The sequence below is a fragment of the Streptomyces sp. GL_141 genome, assembly GCF_057834385.1.
This window is the reverse complement of sequence record NZ_CM174402.1, coordinates 4,137,820-4,158,599: the sequence shown is the minus strand read 5'-3', so window position 1 is coordinate 4,158,599 and position 20,780 is coordinate 4,137,820. Positions and strand designations below refer to the sequence as shown.

At 71.4% G+C, this 20,780-nt stretch carries 20 protein-coding genes; 11 read left to right on the top strand and 9 right to left on the bottom strand.

What is annotated here, in order from left to right; translation table 11 throughout:
- Positions 1–46 precede the first annotated feature (46 nt).
- The 3 genes from AC3IX6_RS18155 to AC3IX6_RS18145 all read left to right on the top strand — a co-directional run bounded on the left by AC3IX6_RS18155 (position 47) and on the right by AC3IX6_RS18145 (position 4,643).
- Positions 47–886, top strand: a complete 840-nt coding sequence (locus AC3IX6_RS18155) for a thioesterase II family protein (RefSeq protein WP_489371167.1) — start codon at positions 47–49, stop codon at positions 884–886.
- A gap of 159 nt (positions 887–1,045) precedes the next feature.
- Positions 1,046–2,284 carry an MFS transporter gene (locus tag AC3IX6_RS18150; RefSeq protein WP_489371166.1) on the top strand — a complete coding sequence of 413 codons (1,239 nt, stop codon included), beginning with the start codon at positions 1,046–1,048 and terminating at the stop codon, positions 2,282–2,284.
- 493 nt (positions 2,285–2,777) lie between these two features.
- Positions 2,778–4,643, top strand: a complete 1,866-nt coding sequence (locus AC3IX6_RS18145) for a YcaO-like family protein (protein WP_489371165.1) — start codon at positions 2,778–2,780, stop codon at positions 4,641–4,643.
- Positions 4,644–4,653: 10 nt separating this feature from the next.
- On the opposite strand, the gene AC3IX6_RS18140 is transcribed toward AC3IX6_RS18145, so the two are convergent.
- The 3 genes from AC3IX6_RS18140 to AC3IX6_RS18130 are packed head-to-tail and all read right to left on the bottom strand — an operon-like array spanning position 4,654 to position 7,765.
- Positions 4,654–5,151, bottom strand: a complete 498-nt coding sequence (locus AC3IX6_RS18140) for a TetR/AcrR family transcriptional regulator (protein WP_489371164.1) — start codon at positions 5,149–5,151, stop codon at positions 4,654–4,656.
- Positions 5,148–6,851 (bottom strand): phytoene desaturase family protein, encoded by a 1,704-nt coding sequence (locus tag AC3IX6_RS18135; protein WP_489371163.1) that lies wholly within the window; start codon positions 6,849–6,851, stop codon positions 5,148–5,150. Before AC3IX6_RS18135 ends, AC3IX6_RS18140 begins: the two co-directional genes overlap by 4 nt.
- Positions 6,848–7,765: an ACP S-malonyltransferase gene (locus AC3IX6_RS18130; protein ID WP_489371162.1), complete on the bottom strand. Its 918-nt coding sequence runs from the start codon at positions 7,763–7,765 to the stop codon at positions 6,848–6,850. Before AC3IX6_RS18130 ends, AC3IX6_RS18135 begins: the two co-directional genes overlap by 4 nt.
- A 341-nt stretch (positions 7,766–8,106) precedes the next feature.
- Here AC3IX6_RS18130 and AC3IX6_RS18125 point away from each other — a divergent pair, with 341 nt between their 5' ends.
- The 5 genes from AC3IX6_RS18125 to AC3IX6_RS18105 all read left to right on the top strand — a co-directional run bounded on the left by AC3IX6_RS18125 (position 8,107) and on the right by AC3IX6_RS18105 (position 11,704).
- A complete protein-coding gene (locus AC3IX6_RS18125) occupies positions 8,107–8,382 on the top strand; it encodes an acyl carrier protein (protein ID WP_489371161.1) in 276 nt (91 codons plus the stop codon).
- Entirely contained in the window at positions 8,375–9,631 is a 1,257-nt protein-coding gene (locus AC3IX6_RS18120; RefSeq protein ID WP_489371160.1) for a beta-ketoacyl-[acyl-carrier-protein] synthase family protein, read from the top strand. The genes AC3IX6_RS18125 and AC3IX6_RS18120 overlap by 8 nt, the downstream gene beginning before the upstream one ends.
- A complete protein-coding gene (locus AC3IX6_RS18115; protein ID WP_489371159.1) occupies positions 9,628–10,761 on the top strand; it encodes a beta-ketoacyl synthase N-terminal-like domain-containing protein in 1,134 nt (377 codons plus the stop codon). Before AC3IX6_RS18120 ends, AC3IX6_RS18115 begins: the two co-directional genes overlap by 4 nt.
- A gap of 110 nt (positions 10,762–10,871) precedes the next feature.
- A complete protein-coding gene (locus AC3IX6_RS18110) occupies positions 10,872–11,300 on the top strand; it encodes an FAS1-like dehydratase domain-containing protein (RefSeq protein ID WP_489371158.1) in 429 nt (142 codons plus the stop codon).
- A complete protein-coding gene (locus AC3IX6_RS18105; protein ID WP_489371157.1) occupies positions 11,297–11,704 on the top strand; it encodes a MaoC/PaaZ C-terminal domain-containing protein in 408 nt (135 codons plus the stop codon). Before AC3IX6_RS18110 ends, AC3IX6_RS18105 begins: the two co-directional genes overlap by 4 nt.
- Here the strand turns inward: AC3IX6_RS18105 and AC3IX6_RS18100 are convergent.
- The 5 genes from AC3IX6_RS18100 to AC3IX6_RS18080 all read right to left on the bottom strand — a co-directional run bounded on the left by AC3IX6_RS18100 (position 11,607) and on the right by AC3IX6_RS18080 (position 16,009).
- A complete protein-coding gene (locus tag AC3IX6_RS18100) occupies positions 11,607–13,013 on the bottom strand; it encodes an MFS transporter (RefSeq protein WP_489371156.1) in 1,407 nt (468 codons plus the stop codon). The two genes, AC3IX6_RS18105 and AC3IX6_RS18100, sit on opposite strands and share 98 nt — an antisense overlap.
- A gap of 111 nt (positions 13,014–13,124) precedes the next feature.
- Complete coding sequence (locus AC3IX6_RS18095) at positions 13,125–13,568, bottom strand: ester cyclase (RefSeq protein WP_389694438.1); 444 nt, start codon at positions 13,566–13,568, stop codon at positions 13,125–13,127.
- A 41-nt stretch (positions 13,569–13,609) separates the two neighbouring features.
- Positions 13,610–14,314 carry a 3-oxoacyl-ACP reductase FabG gene (fabG, locus tag AC3IX6_RS18090; protein ID WP_489371155.1) on the bottom strand — a complete coding sequence of 235 codons (705 nt, stop codon included), beginning with the start codon at positions 14,312–14,314 and terminating at the stop codon, positions 13,610–13,612.
- A 43-nt stretch (positions 14,315–14,357) separates the two neighbouring features.
- On the bottom strand, positions 14,358–15,023 hold the full coding sequence (locus AC3IX6_RS18085; protein WP_489371154.1) for an HAD family hydrolase: 666 nt from the start codon (positions 15,021–15,023) through the stop codon (positions 14,358–14,360).
- Positions 15,020–16,009, bottom strand: a complete 990-nt coding sequence (locus AC3IX6_RS18080; RefSeq protein ID WP_489371153.1) for an AfsA-related hotdog domain-containing protein — start codon at positions 16,007–16,009, stop codon at positions 15,020–15,022. The genes AC3IX6_RS18085 and AC3IX6_RS18080 overlap by 4 nt, the downstream gene beginning before the upstream one ends.
- A gap of 214 nt (positions 16,010–16,223) precedes the next feature.
- Between AC3IX6_RS18080 and AC3IX6_RS18075 the strand changes: the two genes are divergently transcribed.
- Positions 16,224–16,889 carry a MerR family transcriptional regulator gene (locus AC3IX6_RS18075; protein ID WP_489371152.1) on the top strand — a complete coding sequence of 222 codons (666 nt, stop codon included), beginning with the start codon at positions 16,224–16,226 and terminating at the stop codon, positions 16,887–16,889.
- Here AC3IX6_RS18075 and AC3IX6_RS18070 read toward each other — a convergent pair.
- Entirely contained in the window at positions 16,877–17,509 is a 633-nt protein-coding gene (locus tag AC3IX6_RS18070) for a class I SAM-dependent methyltransferase (RefSeq protein ID WP_489371151.1), read from the bottom strand. The genes AC3IX6_RS18075 and AC3IX6_RS18070 overlap by 13 nt on opposite strands.
- A 217-nt stretch (positions 17,510–17,726) precedes the next feature.
- Between AC3IX6_RS18070 and AC3IX6_RS18065 the strand changes: the two genes are divergently transcribed.
- The gene (locus AC3IX6_RS18065; RefSeq protein WP_489371150.1) at positions 17,727–18,380 is read left to right on the top strand and encodes a DedA family protein; all 654 of its coding nucleotides are present in this window, start codon (positions 17,727–17,729) and stop codon (positions 18,378–18,380) included.
- A 122-nt stretch (positions 18,381–18,502) separates the two neighbouring features.
- Entirely contained in the window at positions 18,503–20,731 is a 2,229-nt protein-coding gene (locus AC3IX6_RS18060) for an MMPL family transporter (protein WP_489371149.1), read from the top strand.
- The last annotated feature ends 49 nt before the right edge of the window (positions 20,732–20,780 follow it).

Here is a 20,780-nt window from a genome sequence, read left to right as displayed (position 1 = left end):
TCAGTTGAGCCGATCAGTTGAGCCGATCAGCGACGGAGACCCGAACGTGAACCGAACCGCACCACTGCGCGTGACGCGCGCCCACGGCTGGATCGTGGGCGCGCCCCGCCCCGCCGCACCGTCCGTCCGCCTCTTCTGCCTCCCGTACGCCGGCGGCGGGGCCTCGACCTACGCCGCGTGGCCCGCCCTCTTCCCGGACGACATCGAGGTCTGCCCGGTCGAACTGCCCGGCCGGCTGACCCGCTGGAGCGAGAGCGCCTTCGAACGGGCCGAGCCGCTCGCCGAGGCGCTCGCCACCGCGCTGGAGGGCGAACTCGACGTCCCCTACGCACTCTTCGGGCACAGCATGGGCGCCCTGCTGGCGTTCGAGCTGGCCCGGGCGCTGCGCCGACGCGGCGCCGCCGAGCCGCGCGTCCTCTTCGTCTCCGCCGGCCCCGCCCCCCAGCTCCCGCGCCGGCTCCACCGGATCCACGATCAGCCGGACGAGGTCGTGGTGGCCAGGCTGCGCGCATTGGGCGCCGTCCCGGAGGAGGTGTACGCCGAACCGGAACTGCTCGCCTTGCTCATGCCGACGATCCGCGCGGACTTCTCGGTCGTCGAAACGTACGTGCACAGGCCCGAGCCGCCGCTCGGGTGCCCCGTCGTGGCCTTCGCCGGAACGGAGGACCGGGAGGTGCCGCCCGACCGGGTGGCCTCCTGGCACGAGCAGACGACGGGCGGCTTCAGCCGCCATGTCCTGCCCGGCGACCACTTCTTCCTGAACAGCGCGCAGACCGCGCTCGTGGACACGGTCCGCGCCGCGCTGACGGCCACCGCCGGGCCACCGCCGGGGGCCGCTGGGCGCCCGACCGACCTGGTGAACCGACCCAACCGAAAGGGACAGTGATGCACCCGACAGAGCTCCCCAGCCTGACGCTTCCCCAGTGCTGCGCCCACCTCATATCGTGGCGCGACGGTCCGCTCACAGCCCCGGCCCCGGAGTCCGAGACGGCTGTCGAACCCGGCGCACCCCGGTTCTCCGAGAGCCGGATGGCTGGGGTGTGACATGACGACTGTCGCCGAGAGGCACCGTGTCATCCGGCTCGGGCCGGTGTTCCACCGTTTCTGGCTGAGCGACACCGTCAGCATGGCGGGCACGCAGATTTCTGCGGTGGCCCTTCCCGTGATCGCCGTCACCCAGCTGAACGCGTCGGCTTCCGACGTGGGCGTTCTGGTGGCCGCGGAGGAGGGTGCCTGGCTGCTGATCGGCCTGCTGGCCGGGGCGTGGGTGGACCAATGGAGCAAGCGCCGGGTCGTGGCGTGGACCGACGCCGGGCGGGGGCTGCTGTTGGCGAGCATTCCGCTGGCCTGGTGGCTCGGCATCCTCACGATGAGCCAGCTGTGGGTCGTGGGCCTGCTCGTCGGGGCCCTCACCGTGTTCTTCACCATCGCCTACCAGGCGTACCTGCCGAGCCTGGTCCCGCACGAGGGCCTCGTCGACGCGAACGCACGACTGGCGACCAGCCAGGCCACCACGTCCGTGGCCGGCCCGGGGCTCGGCGGGGTGCTGGTCCAAGCCCTGACCGCGCCGGTGGCGATCCTCCTCGACACGGTGTCCTTCATGGCCTCGGCGCTCCTGCTCCGTTCCCTGCCGGTGGAGGAGCGAAGACCGGAACAGGAAGTCCGCCAGCCGCTGCGCGAGCAGATCGGGGAGGGGCTCCGGTACGTCTTCGCGGATCCGGTGCTGCGTGCGCTGACGGGCACGGGAGCGGCACTCAACTTCTGCGTGGCCGCACAGCACACTCTGGTGACCGTCTTCCTCTTGCGGGTCCTGGATGTTCCGACCGGGGTCCTCGGACTGCTCCTCGCCTTCACCGGGGTCGGGGGCGTGGCCGGCGGGCTGCTGGCGAGTCGTCTCGCCAAACGGCTGTCCAGCGGGACGGCCGTGCGGATCGGCCTGGTCCTGGGACCGGTGGGAGGCCTGTGCGTCCCGTTGGCCCAACCGGGCTGGTGGGTCTCGCTGTTCGCGATCGGTGCGGCCTTCCTCGCGGGAGGGATCGCGATCTTCAACGTGATCACGGGTGCCTGGCGGCAGGCCTCCTGTCCGCCCGAGCTGCTCGGCCGCATGGTCGCCTCCACGAGAACGGTCACCTGGGGCGCCCTGCCGGTCGGCGCCCTGGTGGGCGGATCGCTGGGTGACGCGGTCGGCGTACGCACCGCCTTGGTTCTGGTCGCCATCGGCTTCGTCCTCATCCCCTGCGTGCTGGCCACCACCAGAATCTGGCGTATCCGTGAATTCAAATAGGCCGCAGCGCCGCGGATGTGCGAGAAATTCTCGATCGCCCCCCGGAAAGGGGTTGCGCCGCGGGAATCAGTGGTTAATGTAGTTCTTGTTCGGCCGGAAAGGAGAAACCTTTCCGGAGGAATTCAATTCGGAGGTAGTGACATGCAGGACAACCAGTTCGAGATTGAGACCCTGGACACCGAGGGCCCTTCGATCGTGGTCCAGTCGAAGTCCTGGTAGAGCCGGCTCGTAGCCGTCGGACTCGCAGTAGGCGGTGGCATGTTGTGTCGCCGCAGTTGAGCAAGTATTCCCAGATAAACCTAAACCGGAGGTAGTGACATGCAGGACAACCAGTTCGAGATTGAGACCCTGGACACCGAGGGCCCTTCGATCGTGGTCCAGTCGAAGTCCTGGTAGTAGTCCCGGCAAAAGTGCGCTGAATTCAGGATAGGCGGCGGCACCTCGTGTCGCCGCCTACCTGGCCTTATATTTCTGGCGATCCCAAGGGGGGAACATGACCGACACCGAATATCCCGGCCTTGGGTCGACCGTAGTGCGCACCAGCCATTTCACACTCGCGCCCTGGGTCGTGCCGATGCCGCAGGGATCCGGGAAGCTGTACCTGGTGGGCCCGCGCATGGCATTGCTGGGGACCCGCGAGGGCGTCACCGGCGCTGCGCTGGTGGCCGCCGGCCGTCAGGACTTCACCCTGGCAGTCCCCGAACCGCTCATCGACCTCACTCTCGACTCGGTACGCGGACATGGCATTCCCGACCTGATCCTCCTCGACCTCGTCGGGCGGCCGGACGTGCGGCTGTTGCGCGACGCACTCGCTCACCAGGGCATCGTGACCACGTCGGTCCTCCCTGACGCGCAGGAGCTCGGTGCATCCGACCGGACGCCGGTGCTCGTTCTCGCTGATCGTGAGCCCGTGATCCCCTCGGCATGGATGCGGGAACTGCTGCGCTCACGGCCGGTGCTGTGGGCGGGAGAGTGCTCCGACGGCACACACATCGGTCCGCTGTTCACCGAGGAATCGCACCTCGACGACTACCTTGAGGCGACCGACGTCTGGGCCTCCGATCGATACCTGCGCGACCTGGGCATGCGCGAGCGTCCGCTCCCGCTGCTCTCCGGAGTGCCCGAAGGGCCCCGGGACCTGGCGCGGGCCGTTGCCGCCGTCCTGGGCGGCGGCCGCTGTGACGGGGCGGTGCTCGTCGACGGAACGAGGGAGGTGGCCTTGTGGACCGGTCTCCGGACGCGGCCCCGGCCGCCCGAGGACCTGCTGGGTGAGCTGAACTGGGCGAAGGGCCTCGTCAAGGATCTCGTGACCGAGCCACTGAGCGGCGATGTGGGGATCCAGGTGGTGACCTGCCGGACCCCGTGCGGGGTGGGCACTGCCGAGTACGAGTCGAACAGCGGAAAGGGTGCCACCGTACGCAAGGCCACCGAGCGCGCCCTCGGTGAGACCGCAGAACGGTTCGCGGCGTGGCAGGCGAACGCCGCCCACGGAGCGCGAAGGCACCCGCGGCGATACGGACTTGAGGACTTCCACGCTTTCGGCGAGCTGTATGAGGCTCACCGGTGCGAAGGCTCGCCCGACATCGAGTGGGCCACGGCCGTGTCACTGGTATCCGGTGACTCCTACGACGTCCCGGCCTGCCTGGTCGCGTTCCCGTACCTGCCGAGCTCGGGCCACACCCGGCCGAGCAAGGGCGACACCTCGGGACTCGCCTCCTACCCCGGACGCGACGAAGCGGTACTGCGAGGCCTGCGCGAAGTCCTGGAAAGGGATTCTCTCTACCCGAACTTCATGCACCAGCGCCCGGGAACCCTGCTGCGGGCCGAGCCGGACGCCGTCTTCGACGACAAGCAGACGTTCTGCGTGGTGTATCCGGATGCGCCGGTCCCCCTGGTGCATGCCTTCGTCGTGGACAGTAGTAAGACGGACACGCCGGTAGCGGCTCGGGGCACCGGAAGCGGCCTCACCTGGCGGGAGGCGCGCGAGCGGGCACTGGAGGAGGCTCGCCAGCTGCTGGCGCAGTCCCACCGGGGCCGAGAGCTCTCCCTCGCGGACGCCTTCGACGCATGGTGCCGTCCCGAGGTGACGTCCGAGCTGCTGGACTACCTCGAACACCTCCCGGAGGGCGATCCCACGGGACCGGAATCCGCCGGCGCCTCCGAGCAGTTGGCATCGCTCGTGGAGACGCTGGGCGCGGCCGGCCGGGATGTCCTGGTGGCCGAACTGCCCAACCCCGTCCTCGGCTGGACGGCCGTACGCGTCCTGGTTCCCGGGGCCACGACCAACCAGTGGGCCTCCGCAAGTGCCGGAGGCCGAAAGCTGCGCGGAGCCGTCTGGGCCCACGGGATCCCCGCGTAGGCCTGCACGTCTACGGCGCCGGCAGGGTCATGGCCGCTCGTGCGGTGGCCAGGGCTTCGTGGGCGAAGAAGGCCGTGACCTCGGCCGGGGCGGCGCCGGAGGCGGTGTGGACCAGGTCCCACAGGTCGCACCAGGAGCGGCGGACGAGGGCGGCGAAGGGTCGGTCGTCCAGGGCCGCCGCTGCGGCGACGGCCTGGAGCCGCATCAGGGGGAGGGGTTCCTCGGCGAGGAGGCGGTCGCGGGCGCGGGCCATGGCGTCCAGCGCCTCGGTGCCCCGCAGCCGGGCGGCGGCCAGCTCGTACACCGCGGCGGTCCGCTCGAAGGAACGGACCGCCGCGGCCTGGAACAGGGCGCGCTTGGTCGGGAACAGCCGGAACAGGTACGGCTGCGAGACCCCGACCCGGCGGGCGATCGCCTCCGTCGAGGTGCCGTGGTAGCCGCCGGTGGCGAACTCGGCGATCGCGGCCCGGAGCACCGTTTCCCGGCGTTCGTCCGCGCTCAGCCTCATGCCGGCCTGCGCGGCGACGGCCCGTGGGACACCGTCAGGGGGTCCCAGTCCGCGCCGCGGTCCGGGAGCAGCGCGGGGTCCCCGAGGACCGAGCCCGTGTGCACCTCGTGCATGAGGCGGCGGCCCAGGATCTGGCCGGCGCAGGCGATGCCGCTGACGGCCGAGCCCGTGATGCCGTTCCCGTAGCGGGTGTTGGCCCCGGCGATGTGCAGGCCCTCGATGAGGGTGGCCGTGTCCGGGCGGGCGCCGGTGGCGCCCCACTGGGCCATGCCGAAGGGGGTGCCGCCGGTGGAGAGCGTGTACCGCTCCTGGGTGAGGGGGGTCGCGGTCTCCACGTGGGTGATGTGGCGGCGGAACGGGCCGAGGACCTCCTCCGCGGCATCCAGGACGGACTCGGTGAGCCGTGCCTTCTCCTTGCGGTACACCGGGTTGTCGCGGTACGTCCCGCCGTCCGCGGGGCCGTCGGCGAGGCCCCAGCGGTCGAGGCCGGGCGGACAGAGCGTCATCAGCTGGAAGTTGGAGTGGCCGGGCGGGCAGATGCGGCGGCCGACGTGGTCCTTGCCGGAGGCGAAGGACATGAAGAGGAAGTCGGTGGTGGGGGACGGGGCGCCGGAGCGGAGGTCCGCGTAGAAGCGGCCGATGTCCTCGCCGCGGTACCACCACACGTTGGCGTGGCGCTCGATGTCCTTGTCCAGGGCCACGTAGACGGTGGCCCAGGGCAGCGCCATCCGGGCGTCCCTGGTCTTGGCGGCCAGGCGCCGGGGCAGCCGGTCCTCGCCCACCAGGTCGAGCATGGTGCGGCGGTAGTCGGCGTTCGAGACGACGACCGGAGCCGTGGCGGCGGTCCCGTCCGCGAACTCGACCCCGCGGGTGCGGCCCTCCTCGATCGCGATCCGCGTCACCCTGGCGCGGGTCCGCAGGGCCCCGCCGTGCGCGCGGATCACTTCGAGCAGCCCCGAGGCGAGCATCTGCCCGCCGCCCTGCGGGTAGTAGGCGCCGCGGACGTAGTGGTCGACGAGGGTGGCGTGCGTGGCGACGGTCGCCTCGTTCGGCGACATCCCGTAGTTGGGCGACTGGGCGGCGAGCAGGGTGCGGGCGCGGGTGGAGAGCGCGCAGTGGTGGAAGAGCTCGGTCAGCGTCCGGCGGCCCCAGGCCACCGACTGCGGGGCGAGGCGCTGCAGCTCGGCCATGGGAAGGTCCGCCGCGGAGACGATGGCGTCGCGGCGCTCGGCGCCGAGCCCCGCCACCACGTCCAGGAAGGTGCCGATCCCGGCGGCGTCCGCGGGGCAGGCCTCCTGGAGCCGCTCGCGGTACCGCTTCCAGTCCGCCGGCATGTCGAGGGTGGTGCCCCCGGCCACGATGTGGTCGAAGCCGTCGGGGTCCATCTCCTCGTACGGGACCCTGCCCCGCAGCCCCAGGCCGTCCAGGATGGCGGGCAGGATGCCGTCGGGGCCGCAGTCGCCGAGGTAGTGCACGCCGACGTCGAACTCGTAGGCGCGGCGTCTGCGGAACACGTGGCTGTTGCCTCCCGCGACCGATCCCTGTTCGGCGACCAGGACCCGCTTGCCGCCGACCGCGAGGTAGGCGGCGCACACCAGGCCGCCGATGCCCGAGCCGATGACGATCGCGTCCCAGTGGGTGCGGGCGGCCGTGGTCGCGGCCGCGTCGGTGCGGGGGTGCGTGGTCGTGGTCGTGTTCATGCGGCGCTCCGTACGAGGGTCCTCGGGACGGCGGGCAGTTGACCCGGCTCCGAGATGGTCAGGCGGGATACGCGCGGCGCGCTCTCGCGGGCCAGCGCGGTGAGGGTCCGGCCGGGGCCGACCTCCACGAACATGTCGCAGTACAGGCCGTCGGCCATCGTGCGCACCGAGTCCGCCCAGTGCACCGGGCCGGTCAGCTGGCGCTCCAGCAGGCCCGGCCAGCCGTCCGTGCCGTGGTGCGGCCGCGCGTCCGCGTTGGCCACGACGGGCGCGGATCCGCGATGGAACTCCGTGGCGGCGAGGGCGGTGGAGAGGCCCGCCGCGGCGCCGGCCATCAGCGGGGTGTGGAAGGCGCCGCCGAGGGGGACCGGCAGGATCCGGGCGGCCCCCAGCTCCCGTGCCAGGGTGCGGCAGCGGGCCACGGAGGCCGGGTCGCCCGACAGGACGCCCTGCCCGCCCGAGTCGAGGTGCGCCACCCAGACCCGGCCGCCGGCCTCGCGCACCGACTCCGCGGCGCGCTCCAGGGCTTCGGGGGACAGCCCCCGCACGGCCGCCATGGTGCCGGGGACCGCGTCGGACGCCTCGTGCATCGCCTTGCCGCGGGCGGCGACCAGGCGGACGCCCTCGTCGAAGCCGATGATCCCGGCGGCGACGAGCGCGGAGTACTCGCCCAGGCCGTGGCCGGCGCAGACGAGGGGCCGGGAGGCCGCGGGCAGGGCCTGGCGCAGGTCGGCGAGGATCACCATCTCCAGTACGAAGGTGGCGATCTGGGCGGCGTCCGTCCGTGGCGGGTGGTCCGTGCCGTCCGCGCCGTGGGCGGGGTCCAGCAGCAGGCGGGCCACGTCGTGCCCGGAGACCTCGCTCGCGCGCCCGGTCAGGAACCAGCTCGGGGAGTCGGCCCAGGTCCGCCCCATTCCGGGATGCCGCGCATCCTGGCCCGGAAATATCAAAGCCAATCGTGGACCACGCTGACCTCGTGGGCCGCTCGGACCGCTCATCTCGACCTCTTCCGCCGTCCCGATATCACCGTCCCGATGATTCTGGCAGGGAGGTTTGGAATCTCGATAAACCCTCGATAAACCCGCAATAAACCGTCGATAAAACCCCGTACAAATGGCGGGCCAAGGGAGTCGGGGAGTACTCTTGCCACTTTGGGGGAATGTGCTGCCTCTTTGGTTGAGTGGGCCTTGCCCGGTCAATTCATACCCGCATACGGTCCTGTTCGAACGGTTCGAAGGCGACGAGAGGCAAGCGCATGACTCAGCAGACTGCGGCAACCGTGAGTGACTTCTACGCGGCTGTCAGCGCGATCGTGAACGAAGAGCTCGAGCTCGAAGACGGCGAGCTCACCGACGGTGGCCACTTCATCGACGACTACGACAGCGACTCGCTCTCCCTCATCACCGTCGTTGCCAGGATCGAGAAGGAATTGGGTGTGGTCATTCCGAAGACCGACCTCACCGAACTCGTGAACCTGCGCCTCCTGGTGGACGGTGTCGAGCGGTATGCCAAGGAGAACGCGAATGGCTGAGACCGGACCCGCGCGTACTGCCGGCAAGGCGGCGGGAACGTACCGCCGGGTGGTCATCACCGGGCTCGGCGCGGTGTCTCCGGTCGGTATCGGTGCCGATGTGTTCGCCGCCGCCATCCGTGCGGGCGAGAGCGGTACCGGGCCGATCGAGAGTTTCGACGCGAGTGCTTTTCCCCGGCGCAATGCCGGCGAGGTCCTCGATTTCGATCCGACCGACCACCTCAAGCGGCTCGACCCGGCCCGCTGGGGCCGCAGCGGCCTGCTGGCCGCCGCGGCCGCCCGGCTGGCCATTGCCGACGCCGGGATCGACGAGGGCCAGCTGGAAGCCGCCGGTGCCGGCGCGATCATGGGGACGACCAGCGGGGAGTCCGCCGTCGTCCAGGAGCTGGCCGAGCAGTGGATCCGGGGCGGCCTGGAGTCGATCGACGGCGGCCTGGCCGGGCAGACCCCGGCCGCGCGGATCGCCAACGCGGTCAGCTCCGAGCTGCTGCTCAGCGGCGACACCCAGACGATCCCGACGGCCTGTTCCGCCTCCAACTACGCGCTCGGGTACGCCTTCGACCTGGTCCGCAGCGGTGAGGCCGACGTGATGCTGGCGGGCGGCGCCGATGCCGTCAACCGGCTGACGCACGCCGGGTTCTACGCCCTCGGCGCCATGGCCGAGGACGTTCCGCGGCCCTTCTCCGCGGACCGCACGGGCATCGTCACCGGCGAGGGCGGCGCGGTCCTGGTGCTGGAGACGTACGAGCACGCCAGGCGGCGCGGTGCCCGCATGTACGCCGAGGTACTCGGCTACGCGGCGAACTGCGACGCCTCCCACATGGTGCACCCCGACGCGGCCAGCATCGCGTCCGGCATCCGGGCCGCGCACGAGGCGGCGGGGGTGGACCCCGGGCAGATCGACTACATCTGCGCGCACGGAACGGGCACCCCCACCAACGACGCCACCGAAGTGGCGGCGGCGCGTGAGGTGTTCGGCGACCGCATCCCGCCGATCAGCTCGATCAAGTCGATGCTCGGACACACCATGGGCGCGGCCTCCGGCTTCGGCGCGATCGCCTGCTGCAAGGCGCTGGAGCAGGACTTCCTGCCGCCCACCGCACACGTCACCGAGCCGGACCCCGAGCTCGGCGAGGGCGTCGACTGCGTGCCGGGCACCGGCCGCGAGGCCCGCCTGAACATCGTGCAGAACCACGGCTTCGCCTTCGGCGGGAACAACGTCATCACCATCCTGGGGAGGGTTTCGTGACCGCCACGACCGAGGCCGCCGGCGCTGCCGCAGAGCGGAAGGTGACCGTCGTCGAACCGCTCTACGTGGCTTCGGCGGGCGTCGTCTCCGCGGCCGGTCTGGGCCTGGACGCGCTGGCCGAGCGGCTGCTCGGCGGCGACGAGGCCCCCGACGGGTCCCGTGACGAACCGGTCGGCGAGGACGCGGCCGACTACCCGCCGCGTCCGGTCCGCGCGGTGCGGGGCCTGGACGCCAAGGAACAGCTCGGACGCAAGGGCACGAAGTACCTGGACCGCCTGACCTCCTTCGGGCTGGTCTCCTGCAAGGAGGTGCTCCGGGGGATCGAGGTCGACGGGGCGCGCACGGGCGTGGTGCTCGCCACGAACACCGGATCGGTGTCCACGCACAGCACCCTGCTCTACGACACGCTGACGCTGGAGAAGCCGTACCTGGTCAATCCGGGCCGGTTCCCGAACACGGTCATGAACAGCACCACCGGCCAGATCGCCATCCGCAACGGACTGCGCGGGCTCAACGCCACGGTGGCGGGCGGCCAGACGGCCTCCCTGCTCGCCTTCCGGCACGCCCGGCTGGCGCTCACGCTCGGGCGCGCGGACCGGCTGCTGGTCGGCGGCGTGGAGGAGCTGAGCGCTCCGGCGGCCTGGGGCTGGCACCGTACCGGGGTGCTGCGGGAGGGCGCCGCGCTCGGCGAGGGCGCCGCGGTGTTCACCGTCCAGCCCGACCGGCCGGCCGGTGGCGAGCTGGCCGAGCTCCTCGCGTGCGAGTCGCGGTTCACCGCCGATCCGCGCGACTACGCCGACGGGCTGGCCTTCGCCGTCTCGCGTGCGCTGGAGCGCAGCGGGGTCGAGCCCGCCGAGATCGACGTGGTCTCCTTCGGGGCCGGCCACCAGCGCGGTCTGGAAGCGGTCGAACGGCGCGGCGTGCGGGTCGCGCTGGGCGGTGCGCCCGCGGCGACCCTGCGGATCGCCGACGTGCTCGGTGAGACGTACAGCGCGAGCGGCGCGATGCAGCTCGCCGGTCTCCTCGCGCAGTGGAAGGCGCGGCCGCCCGCGCGGCGGGTGACCGCGCTCATCACCTCCGTCGGGTGGGACGGCAACGCGGCCGCCCTGGTGGTGCGTTCACCCCGCTGATGTCCGGCCGGCTCACAGCGGCGCCCGCGAACCCTCACGCGGGCGCCGCTGTGCTGTCCGGCCGTTGGTGTCGTCCGTTCGTTCGTCCGCACTTTCCGAGGAGAGGTCCCATGCCAGCTGCCTTCGACACGTCCTTCGCGGGGCGTACGTATCCGCCGAGCGAGCCCTACGAAGTCGGCCGCGAGACCATCCGGGAGTTCTCGCGGGCCGTGGGCGCCGAGGCCGGGGACGGCCTGACGGCGCCGCCCACGTTCCCCATCGTGCTGTCCATGCACGCCGAGCGGCAGGTGATCGACGATCCGGGGCTCGGCTTCGACTTCTCCCGGGTCCTCCACCGCGACCAGCGGTTCGACGCGGTGCGGCCGGTCCGGTCGGGGGACCGCCTCGTCGTCGTGATCGAGGTGCTCGCCGCCGCCACCGTCGACGGCAACGACGTGCTCACCCTGCGCGGGCTGGTCCGGGAGGCGGACGGCGACGCGCTGGTGTGCACGACGACGTCCACGCTCGTTTCGCGGCACGAAGAGGAGGCCGGCCGGTGACCGCCGCAGGAGACACGTTCCCCACCCGCACCTTCCGCGTGACCCGGGCCGATCTCGTCCGGTACGCGGCGGCCTCCGGTGACCACAACCCGATCCACTGGTCCGACTCCACGGCCGCCCGGGTGGGTCTGCCGGGGGTGATCGCCCACGGGATGCTCAGCATGGGCCTCGCCGCGACGGCCCTGCGCGGGTGGGTGGGGGAGGAGGCCGTCTTCGCGGAGTACGGGACCCGGTTCACCCGCCCCGTCGTGGTCCCCGACACCGCCGACGGTGTGGAGATCACCGTCGACGGCGCGGTGGCGGAGGTCAGGGAAGACGGCTCGGTTCGGGTCGATCTGACCGTGCGCTCGGGGGCCCGGAAGGTGCTGGCACGGACCCGGGCCGTGCTGTCGTACGCCCGATAGCCAGTCCCGCGAAGGCACCCGCGAACACCACGGCGGCCCCCGTCAGCACAGCGCTGCGGAGGCCGCCTTGTACGTACACGAGGGTGAGCACGGCGATGCCGAGGGCGCCGCCGAACTCGCGGACGGTGTTGTTCACCCCGGACGCCAGGTTGTGCTCGTGTTCCTTCACGGAGCCGATCACCGTCGCGGGGTTGGCCGCGAAGACCAGGCCCATGCCGACGCCGGCGAGCACCATGGCGACGACCATCGGCCCGTAGGACACGCCGGGCCGGGCGATCAGCCCGAGCCAGGCCAGCGCGAGGGCCTGGGCCAGAGCGCCGGCCGCCTGGAGCCGCCAGCCGCCCACCCGGTCCAGCAGGGCGCTGGCCACGGGTACGGCCACCATCGGGGCCACGGTCCAGGGCAGGGTGCGCAGGCCCGCTTCGAGCGGGGAGTAGCCCATCGGGCCCTGGAGGAACTGGGCCAGGAAGAAGATCGATCCGAACACGCCGAAGTACATGGCCATTGCCAGCAGGTTGCTCAGCATGAACGGCCGCACCCGGTAGAGGTGGAGCGGGATGAGCGGGTGCGCGGCGGTGCGCTGGCGGTAGGCGAACGCGGCGGCGAGCACGGCGGTCAGCGCGACGCCGAGGAGCGTGCGGAGCAGTGACACGTCCTCGCCGGCGGACTGGATGATGGACCAGACCGCGGCCACGACGGCGCCGCAGGAGAGCAGGGTCCCCCACACGTCGAGGGGGCGGGCCGCACCGGTCGATTCGCGTACGGCCCACAGGGCGAGCGGCAGGGCCAGCAGGCCCACCGGCACGTTGAGCCAGAAGATCCAGTGCCAGTCCAGGCCCTGGGTCACCATCCCGCCCGCCATCGGGCCGATGGCGATGCCCAGGCCGTTGACCCCGCCCCACACGCCGACGGCCAGGGCCCGTTTGGCCGGGCCGACCGCGGCGACCGCGAGGGTCAGGGAGACCGGCAGGATCGCGGCGGCTCCGGCGCCCTGCAGGACGCGGGCGGCCATCAGGGCGCCCACCGAGGTGGCGAGCGCGCACGCGGCCGAGGCGGCGGTGAACACGCCGATGCCCCAGACGAACACGCGGCGCCGGCCGATCCGGTCGCCCAGTGCGGCGCCGGCGAGCAGGAGTCCGGCGAAGGGCAGGATGTAGCCGTTGACCACCCACTGCAGGCCGGTCTGGGTGGTGTTCAGGTCATCGGCGATCACGGCGAGGGCGTTGGTGACCACCAGGTTGTCCACGGCGACCATGAACATGGGCAGCGAGGTCGCCACCAGGGCCCACGCCGGCCGGTCGGCTCTCATCACGGCTTCGTTCCTCTCTGTGGTGTCTGTCGTGCGCTGTTGCCGCACATGCACACAGGCCGCCGAACCCGTGGGGTGTTCGGCGACCTGAGTGGTGGAGCGGGGAAGGGGTTACGCCTGCGTGCCCGTGGGCGGCAGCTTCAGTTCGACCGCGCCGATCTGGGCCAGCAGGAACAGGTCCTGGCGGCAGGCCCAGTGCTCGTGGACGAGGCCGTCGTCGCCGACGCGGTAGATGTGGATGTGCTCGACGTCGACCTTGTTGCCGGTGCCCTCGAAGCCGAGGAAGTTGCCGGTGTGGATTCCGGTGAACCGCACCCGGATCACGGCCCTGTCGCCGTCGGCGAAGGAGTCGAGGTGGTCCCAGCCGGCCTCGGAGAACACGGAGTTCATCCAGCGGGCGGTGCCGAGGTAGCCGTCGGGGCCGCCGGGGGTGCCGGGCGGGGCCTCGTAGTCGACGAAGTCGGGGGCGACCAGCGCGTGGGCGGCCTCCGCGTCCAGGTCGTTGAAGATCCGGCCCATCTGGTGGGCGATCTCGAGGACCTTGTCGTTCGCCATGGGTTTCCTTTCCTGCGGATGGATGTGACGGGTGGGGACGGTCAGTAGCCGACGCCGAGGCCGCCGGTGACGGGGACGATCGCCGAGGTGACGTACGAGGCCTCGTCGCTCGCGAGGAACTTCACGACGCCGGCCACCTCTTCGGGCTCGCCCGCACGGAACAGGGAGGTCTGGCTGAGCAGGTGCTCGCGGCGCGGGCCCGTGACGTCCTTGACCATGTCGGTCTCGATCAGGCCCGGAGTCACCACGTTGACGGTGACCTTGCGGCGCCCGACCTCCCGTGCGAGGGAGCGGCCGAACCCGATCAGGCCGGCCTTGGAGGCGGCGTAGTTGGTCTGGCCCGGGGCGCCGGACATGGCGCTCACCGAGGCGACGAGGACGATCCGGCCCCAGCGGGCCTTGAGCATGTCCGGCAGGACCTCCTTGGTGACGGCCACCGCCGCGAGCAGGTTCGTCTCGACGACGGCGCGGAAGTCCTCGGCGTGCATGCCGGCGAACAGCTCGTCGCGGGTGATGCCCGCGTTGGAGACCAGTACCTGGATCGGCCCGTGCTGGATGCGGGCCTCCTCCACGGCGCGGCGCACGGACTCGGGGTCCGTCACGTCGCAGCGCACGCCGAAGAGCCCCTCGGGCGGCTCGCCGGTGCGGTAGGTGACGGTGACCTTGTCGCCCTGTTCGGCGAAGGCGCGGGCGGTGGCGAGGCCGATGCCTCTGTTCCCGCCGGTGACGAGCACGGAACGGCTCACGGTGTGGGGCTCCTTATCGAAGGTCGGACGGCAACGGGGTCGATTACGCGGGCGCGGAGACGGAGGTGGACGCCAGCAGGGAGCTCAGCCGCTCCGCCGCCGTGCTCGTGTCGGTGAAGTGGATCGCCGTCCAGCCGGCGGCCTCGGCTCCCGCGACGTTGTGCGCGAGATCGTCGATCAGGACGCAGTCGGCGGCGGGGACCCCGGCCCGCTCCGCGGCGAGCGCGAACATGGCGGGCGAGGGCTTGCGGTGGCCGACCTCGAAGGAGAGGAGGACGTCCTCGAAGAGCTCGTCCACGTCGACCATGCGGCGCCAGTGGGCGTCCCAGGTCGGGACCATGTTCGAGATCATCCCGACGAAGGCGCCGCCCGCGCGGGCCTTGCGCAGCTCGGCCACCCACGCGTGGTTGGTCTCGCGGCCGTCGAACCAGGTGTCGGCGAGGGTCGTCAGCTTGCGGCCGGTGATGCCGTGATCGGCCGCCAGCACGGCGGAGATCTCGTCGAGCCACTGCTCCTCGGTGATCAGGGGCGTGTCGATGGGCTCCATCGGGTCGACCGTGCCGTAGCGGGCGGTGACCTTTCCGAGGGCCTGCCCGAGCACCTGCTGGTCGAGGTTCTGTGCCGCGCAGAAGGCGGCCATCGTGTGGGAGATCGGAGGCGTCAGAACACCGCCGAAGTCGGTCCAGACGGCAAGGCGCCGCGTACTCACAGTTGGCTCCCGGATGCGGTGGTGACGGTGACGTGGGCGATCTGCGCCCCGGCCTGGACGAAGCGCACCGGAACCGTTCCGGGTGCACCCCCGGCGGGGCGGGCCGCTTCGGCCAGGACGGTGTCGTCCAGTTCGGCGAACCGGTCGAACCGGGCCTCGAAGCCGACGGCGTACGTGGCCAGGGGTTCGCCGGTGGTGAGCAGGGCGAGCTGGCGGGCGGCCTCGACGAGGGTCATGGCCGGGAGGTGGTCGTAGACGTGGTCGAAGAGCGCGCGGTTGTCGTAGCGGGGCGTCACCCGGGCCGTGACCGCGTCCGGCGCGTACCGGGCGCCGGACAGCACGACGTTGAGGGGGTTGCCCCGGCCGACCTGTCCGGGCTGCTGCTGTCCGCTGCCGTCGTCGCCCGGTCCGTGGCGGCCGTAGTCCGAGGTCAGGGGCGCCGCGGTGCCGCGCTGGGCGTGCCGCAGCACCTCGTTCTCGTGCGGGTTGAGGAAGAGCACGTCCATCTCGTGGTCGCCGACCTCGACGCCGTCCATGAAGTACCGCTGGGCGACCATGCCCTTGCGGACCCGGCCGCGCCGGTTCGCCTTGCCGGAGTACTCGGTGTCGATGCGCAGCCGTCCCGGCTTCGAGCCGATCTTCAGCGCCGCGAGGCCGTACAGGTCCATGCGGAAGCTGTCGACGATCATCGTGGTGCCCTGGGACATGCCCATGTGGGCGTGCGATCCGGCGATCGCGGCCTGCCGGCCCGACTCCAGGAGCAGCAGGGCGTCGTAGAGGGCGGGCTGCTGCACGTGGTCGCTGTAGTAGCCGTGCGTCAGGGGTAGTTGGACCGCGGTGCGTACGCGCATGGCGGTCAGGGGCCTGATGTCGGTGACGAAGACCTCGGAGACGGCGGCCCGGTGGACCAGGGAGCGGTCCACGGTGCGCCCGTAGGCGAGATCGCCGGGCTCCGAGGGAAGCTCCGGAACCACTTCTGTGGTCATACCTGATTCCTTCGGCTGTGTTCTTCGGCTGGGTTCTTTGGCTTCCAAGAGGAGAGTTCGGGTACGGATTGAGCCTGGCAGTCCGGCATGGAAGCGTGATCGTGCGCAAATTCAAGACCGATAAAAGCTGGGCAATTCGCGGATGCGGCGGACCGTGGCCGGGTTGTTGTGGCCGGGGGGTAAACGTGGAGGGGAAACGCAGTATCCTGTGGGAATGCGTATCGGAGAGCTGGCGCGGAGTACCGGAGTTTCGGTAGCGACGGTCAAGTACTACGCCCGTGAAGGGCTGTTGCCGTCCGGCGAGCGGACGAGCCCCAACCAGGTGAGCTACTCCGAGGAGCACGCGCACCGGCTCAGGCTGATCCGGGCGATGCTGGAGGTCGGCGGTCTGTCGATCGCCGCCGTCCGCGAGGTGCTCGCCGAGGTCGACTCGCCCCACCGCACGGTCCACGGCATGCTCGGCGTCGCCCAGTCCGCGGTCACCCGCGCCGTGGCCGACCCGAATCCGGAGGGCGACTGGGCGGGCGCCGAGCGCACCGTCGAGGAGCTGGTGCGGCGCCAGGGCTGGGCGGTCAAGCCCGAGAACCCCGGCTGGAAGGCGCTGGCCCAGATCGTCGTGACCTACCGCGACCTGGGCCGGGGCGACCTGCTGTCCCTGCTCGACGAGTACGCGGCCGTGGCCGGGCGCCTGGCCGGCGCCGAGCTGGCCGCCCTCGCCCGGGTGCCCAGCGTGGACGGCAAGGTGGAGGGCGTGGTCCTCGGCACCCTCCTCGGCGACGCGGCCATGTCGGCCCTGCGCCGCATCGCCCAGGAGGACGCGTCCGGCCGGGTGTCCGCCGGGGCGGAGGACCAGGTGCCGGTGGGGGATCAGGCGCTGTAGGCGAGCGCGGGTGCCACCAGGGCCAGGTGGTGCACGTGGGCGGGCGGTACGTTCCACAGCACCGTCTCGGTGCGGAACCGGTGGCGCCGCAGGGTGCGTTCCAGTACCGCCTGGGTGCCCAGCGTGCGCTCGCGCGTCTCGCCCGAGGTGAGGGCCCGGCGCAGGGGCGGGACCCCGGCGTACGCGAAGAAGGACAGCGTGCCGCCCGGGTTCAGCGCGCCCAATAGCTGCCCGAGGATGTCCTCCACGACCGGGGCCTCGAAGTTCGCGAAGGGCAGGCCGCACACGATCGTGTCGTAGGAGCCGAGTTCGTGGTCCTGGACCAGGCCGGGCAGCAGGCCTATGCGCGAGTCGTCCCGGTAGGTGTGCCGCAACAGGTCGGCGAACCGCGGGTTGGGCTCGATCAGTTCGAGGGTGTCGAGGGGACCCAGTGCCGGCTGGATGTGCCGGGTCACGGCGCCCGTGCCGGGGCCGACTTCGAGCACGGCGCGCGGCCTGCCCGGACTGGGGATCACGTAGCGGGTGAGGGCCCGGGCCAGTAAGGGACTGCTGGGAGCGATGGCTCCCGTGTCCCGACGGGTCCGGGCGAACTCTCTGAGGAACAGCATCACGTCGGTCATGTGCGCCCGCCTAGCCTGGTCATAGGTGATAGTGAATCTATCGATACCTTAGGTTACAGTTCTTGTGGAGGCGCGTTCGTCCGCTGCCGAACCGACGCTAGTGACCCGCCGACCTGGGGTCATCACTCACCAATGACCCGGCACATGCCTCGAAAGAGGTAGTGCCGGCTGCCCCGGACCCTTCGTGGCCGGGGACGAAACGGATGGAGGGAAGGCCGTGGACATCAACTCGCTCGTGTCCTGGGTCGACGTCACCTCCGGCCTGGCGGGGAACCTGTCGGGCGCGGCGTGCTGGGCGTACGTGATCCTGGCGCTCACGACCCTGCCGCCGCTGCTGCCGAACAACGTGCTGCTGGTGACCAGCGGTGTGCTCGCGGCGCGCGGGGAGATGTCGATCGTCCTGGTCGTGCTGTCGGTGGCCGGCAGCGCGCTCCTCGGTGACCTGCTGATACACCGCTGCGGCCGGCTCCTCGGGGACCGGGCGCGCCTGGGCGCCCTGGCGCGCGGGCGGCGCGGCGAGCTCTTCGAGTGGATGTCCGGGCAGGTGCGCCGGCGCGGCATTCCGTTCGTCGTCGGCGTGCGCTTCCTGCCGAGCGGGCGGCTGCTGGGCGGGCTCTCCGCGGGCGCCGCCGGGTACCCGCTGGGCAGGTTCGCCTCCGGGGCGGCGCTCGCGGAGCTGATATGGACCGCGTACTCCGTGGGGGTGGGCTATTTCGGCGACGCGCTCAGCGACGACCCGGTCCACTCGGTCGCCATCGGTCTGGGGCTGTCGCTGGTGGTGGGCGTGGCCGCCTCGCTCGCGCAGCGGCGCACCACCCGGCTCGCCCTTCCCGTGCGGACCTCGGCCGGGAATGTGTCGAAAGAGGTATAGCGAACAACCCGAATGTGCATTCCGCGTAATTACCGGCTCTGAAAGAGTCGGGAACCGAACCTGCGCGGGGTCGACGTATTCAGCAAGCCTCAGCAAGAGCGATACCAGCCAGGGAGAGAAAATTGTTTGCCGCCATCGGAGCATTCACCGCGCGGCGTCGCAAATGGGTCGTGATCGCGGCGGTCGTCTTCACACTGTTCGCAGGCGTGTGGGGTACCGGCGTCTTCGGCTCGTTCACCGGCGGTGCCGGATTCGACGATCCGGCCAGTGAGTCGGTCGAGGCCGACAAGGTTCTCGAAGGCCCGCTGGGGCGCGAGTCCAACGACGTGATCGTCCTCTACGAGTCGAAGGTCGCCGGCCGGAGCGCCGAGGAGTTCGGCGGCGCCGTCCGGTCGGCGCTCGACGGAGTCCCGCGCGAGGGCATCGCACGCCTGAGCTCCTTCTGGGACCCAGGCGCCCAGGGCGCGGACGCCTACGTATCGCGGGACGGCACCCGCATGTACGCGACCGTGCAGTTCGCCGACGACAACGACCAGCACCAGGTCGAGACGCTGACGAAGATCAAGGAAGAGTTCGAGGCGGAGGGGGTCACCGCCCGCTTCGGCGGCGTGGCCGCCATGACGGAACAGGTCAACGCCCTGACCGGCTCGGACATCGCCCGGGCCGAGATGCTCTCGATCCCGGTCCTGCTCGTCCTGCTGGTGCTGATCTTCCGCAGTGCGGTCGCCGCGCTGCTGCCGCTGGCCGTCGGCACCTTCGTGGCACTCGGATCCTTCGTGGTGCTGCGCGTGCTGACGATGTTCACCGAGATCTCCAGCACCGTCATCAACGTCATCACGATCCTGGGCCTCGGTCTGGCCATCGACTACGCCCTCTTCCTGGTCAACCGCTTCCGCGAGGAACTGCACGCCGGCGCGGACGTGGACACCGCGGTCCGGCGCGCGACGGCCACGGCCGGGCGCACGGTCGCCTTCTCCGGTCTCGCCGTGGCCATCTCCTTCGCGGGCCTGGCCCTCTTCCCGTCGCGGTTCCTGTCCTCCATGGGCTACGCGGCCGTCGCCGTGGTCTCCTTCGCGGTCGTCGGCTCGCTGACGCTGCTCCCGGCGCTGCTGCGCTACACGGGACACCGCATCGACAAGTGGCGGATCCCGCTGCCGGGCGGCCGGGGCGGCGCGGCGAAGCCGCTGACCCAGGGGCGCTGGTACCGCACCGCGCACGCGGTCATGCGCAAACCGCTGCTGTCCTCGCTGGCGATCGTCGCCGTCCTGGTCGGCCTCGGTGCGCCGCTGCTCGGCATCAACTGGGCCCGGCCGGGCGAGTGGGTCCTGCCGTCGAGCGGGGACGCGAAGGTCGTCAGCAAGACCCTGGCCGCCGACTTCGACACCAACCCCGGCCGGACCATGACCTCGGTCGTCCGCTTCGACGGCCCGGCCGACCGCGGCGCCGTGGAGGCGTACGCGGACCGGCTGGAGGGGGTGGCGGGCGTGACGTCCGCGACGCCCACGGCCTTCGCGGGCAACGACGCGCGGGTGACCGTGCGGTACGCGCCCGACCCGATGTCCCGCCCGGCCGTGGACCTGGTGCACGGGGTCCGCGGCACCGCGGCGCCGGAGGGCGCGAAGACGCTGGTGACCGGCATGCCGGCCTCCCGCGTGGACATCGTCGACATGATCGGCGGACGTCTTCCCTGGATGGCCCTGTTCGTGGCCGTCGTGTCCTTCCTGGTGCTCTTCCTGGCCTTCGGCTCGCTGCTGCTCCCGCTGAAGTCCGTGATCCTCAACCTGCTGTCGCTCCTGGCCACCTTCGGCGCCATCAAGTGGATCTTCCAGGACGGGCACCTCTCCGGGCTGCTCGGCTTCGAGCCCATCGGCGCGGTGGACGCCAACTTCCCCGTGCTCATCGTGGCGATCGCCTTCGGCCTGGCCATGGACTACGAGGTCTTCCTGCTCTCCCGTGTGCGCGAGGAGTGGGAGGCCAGTGGTGACCCGGTCGAATCGATGGCCATCGGGCTCCAGCGCACCGCGAAGATCATCACCAGTGCCGCGCTGCTGCTCGTCGTGGTGGTGGGCGGGTTCACGACCTCGTCCATCCTGTTCATGAAGATGATCGGGGTGGGTCTGGTGATCGCGGTGGTGATCGACGCCACCGTGGTCCGGGGCCTGCTCGTGCCCGCCACCATGGCCCTGATGGGCAAGTGGGCGTGGTGGGCACCGGCGCCGCTGGCCCGCTGGTGGTCCCGCTACGGCTTCCGCGAGTCCGAGGCCGGGGAGCGTACGGGCCCTGCGCCGCAGGCAGGTGTCCGAGCCGCCGACACCGCCGACACCGCCCACGCCGCCGAGGCCGGGCGATGACCACGGCCCGGCCCGCAGGAGCGTCCGCAGCCGGGCGCCCCGCGACCGC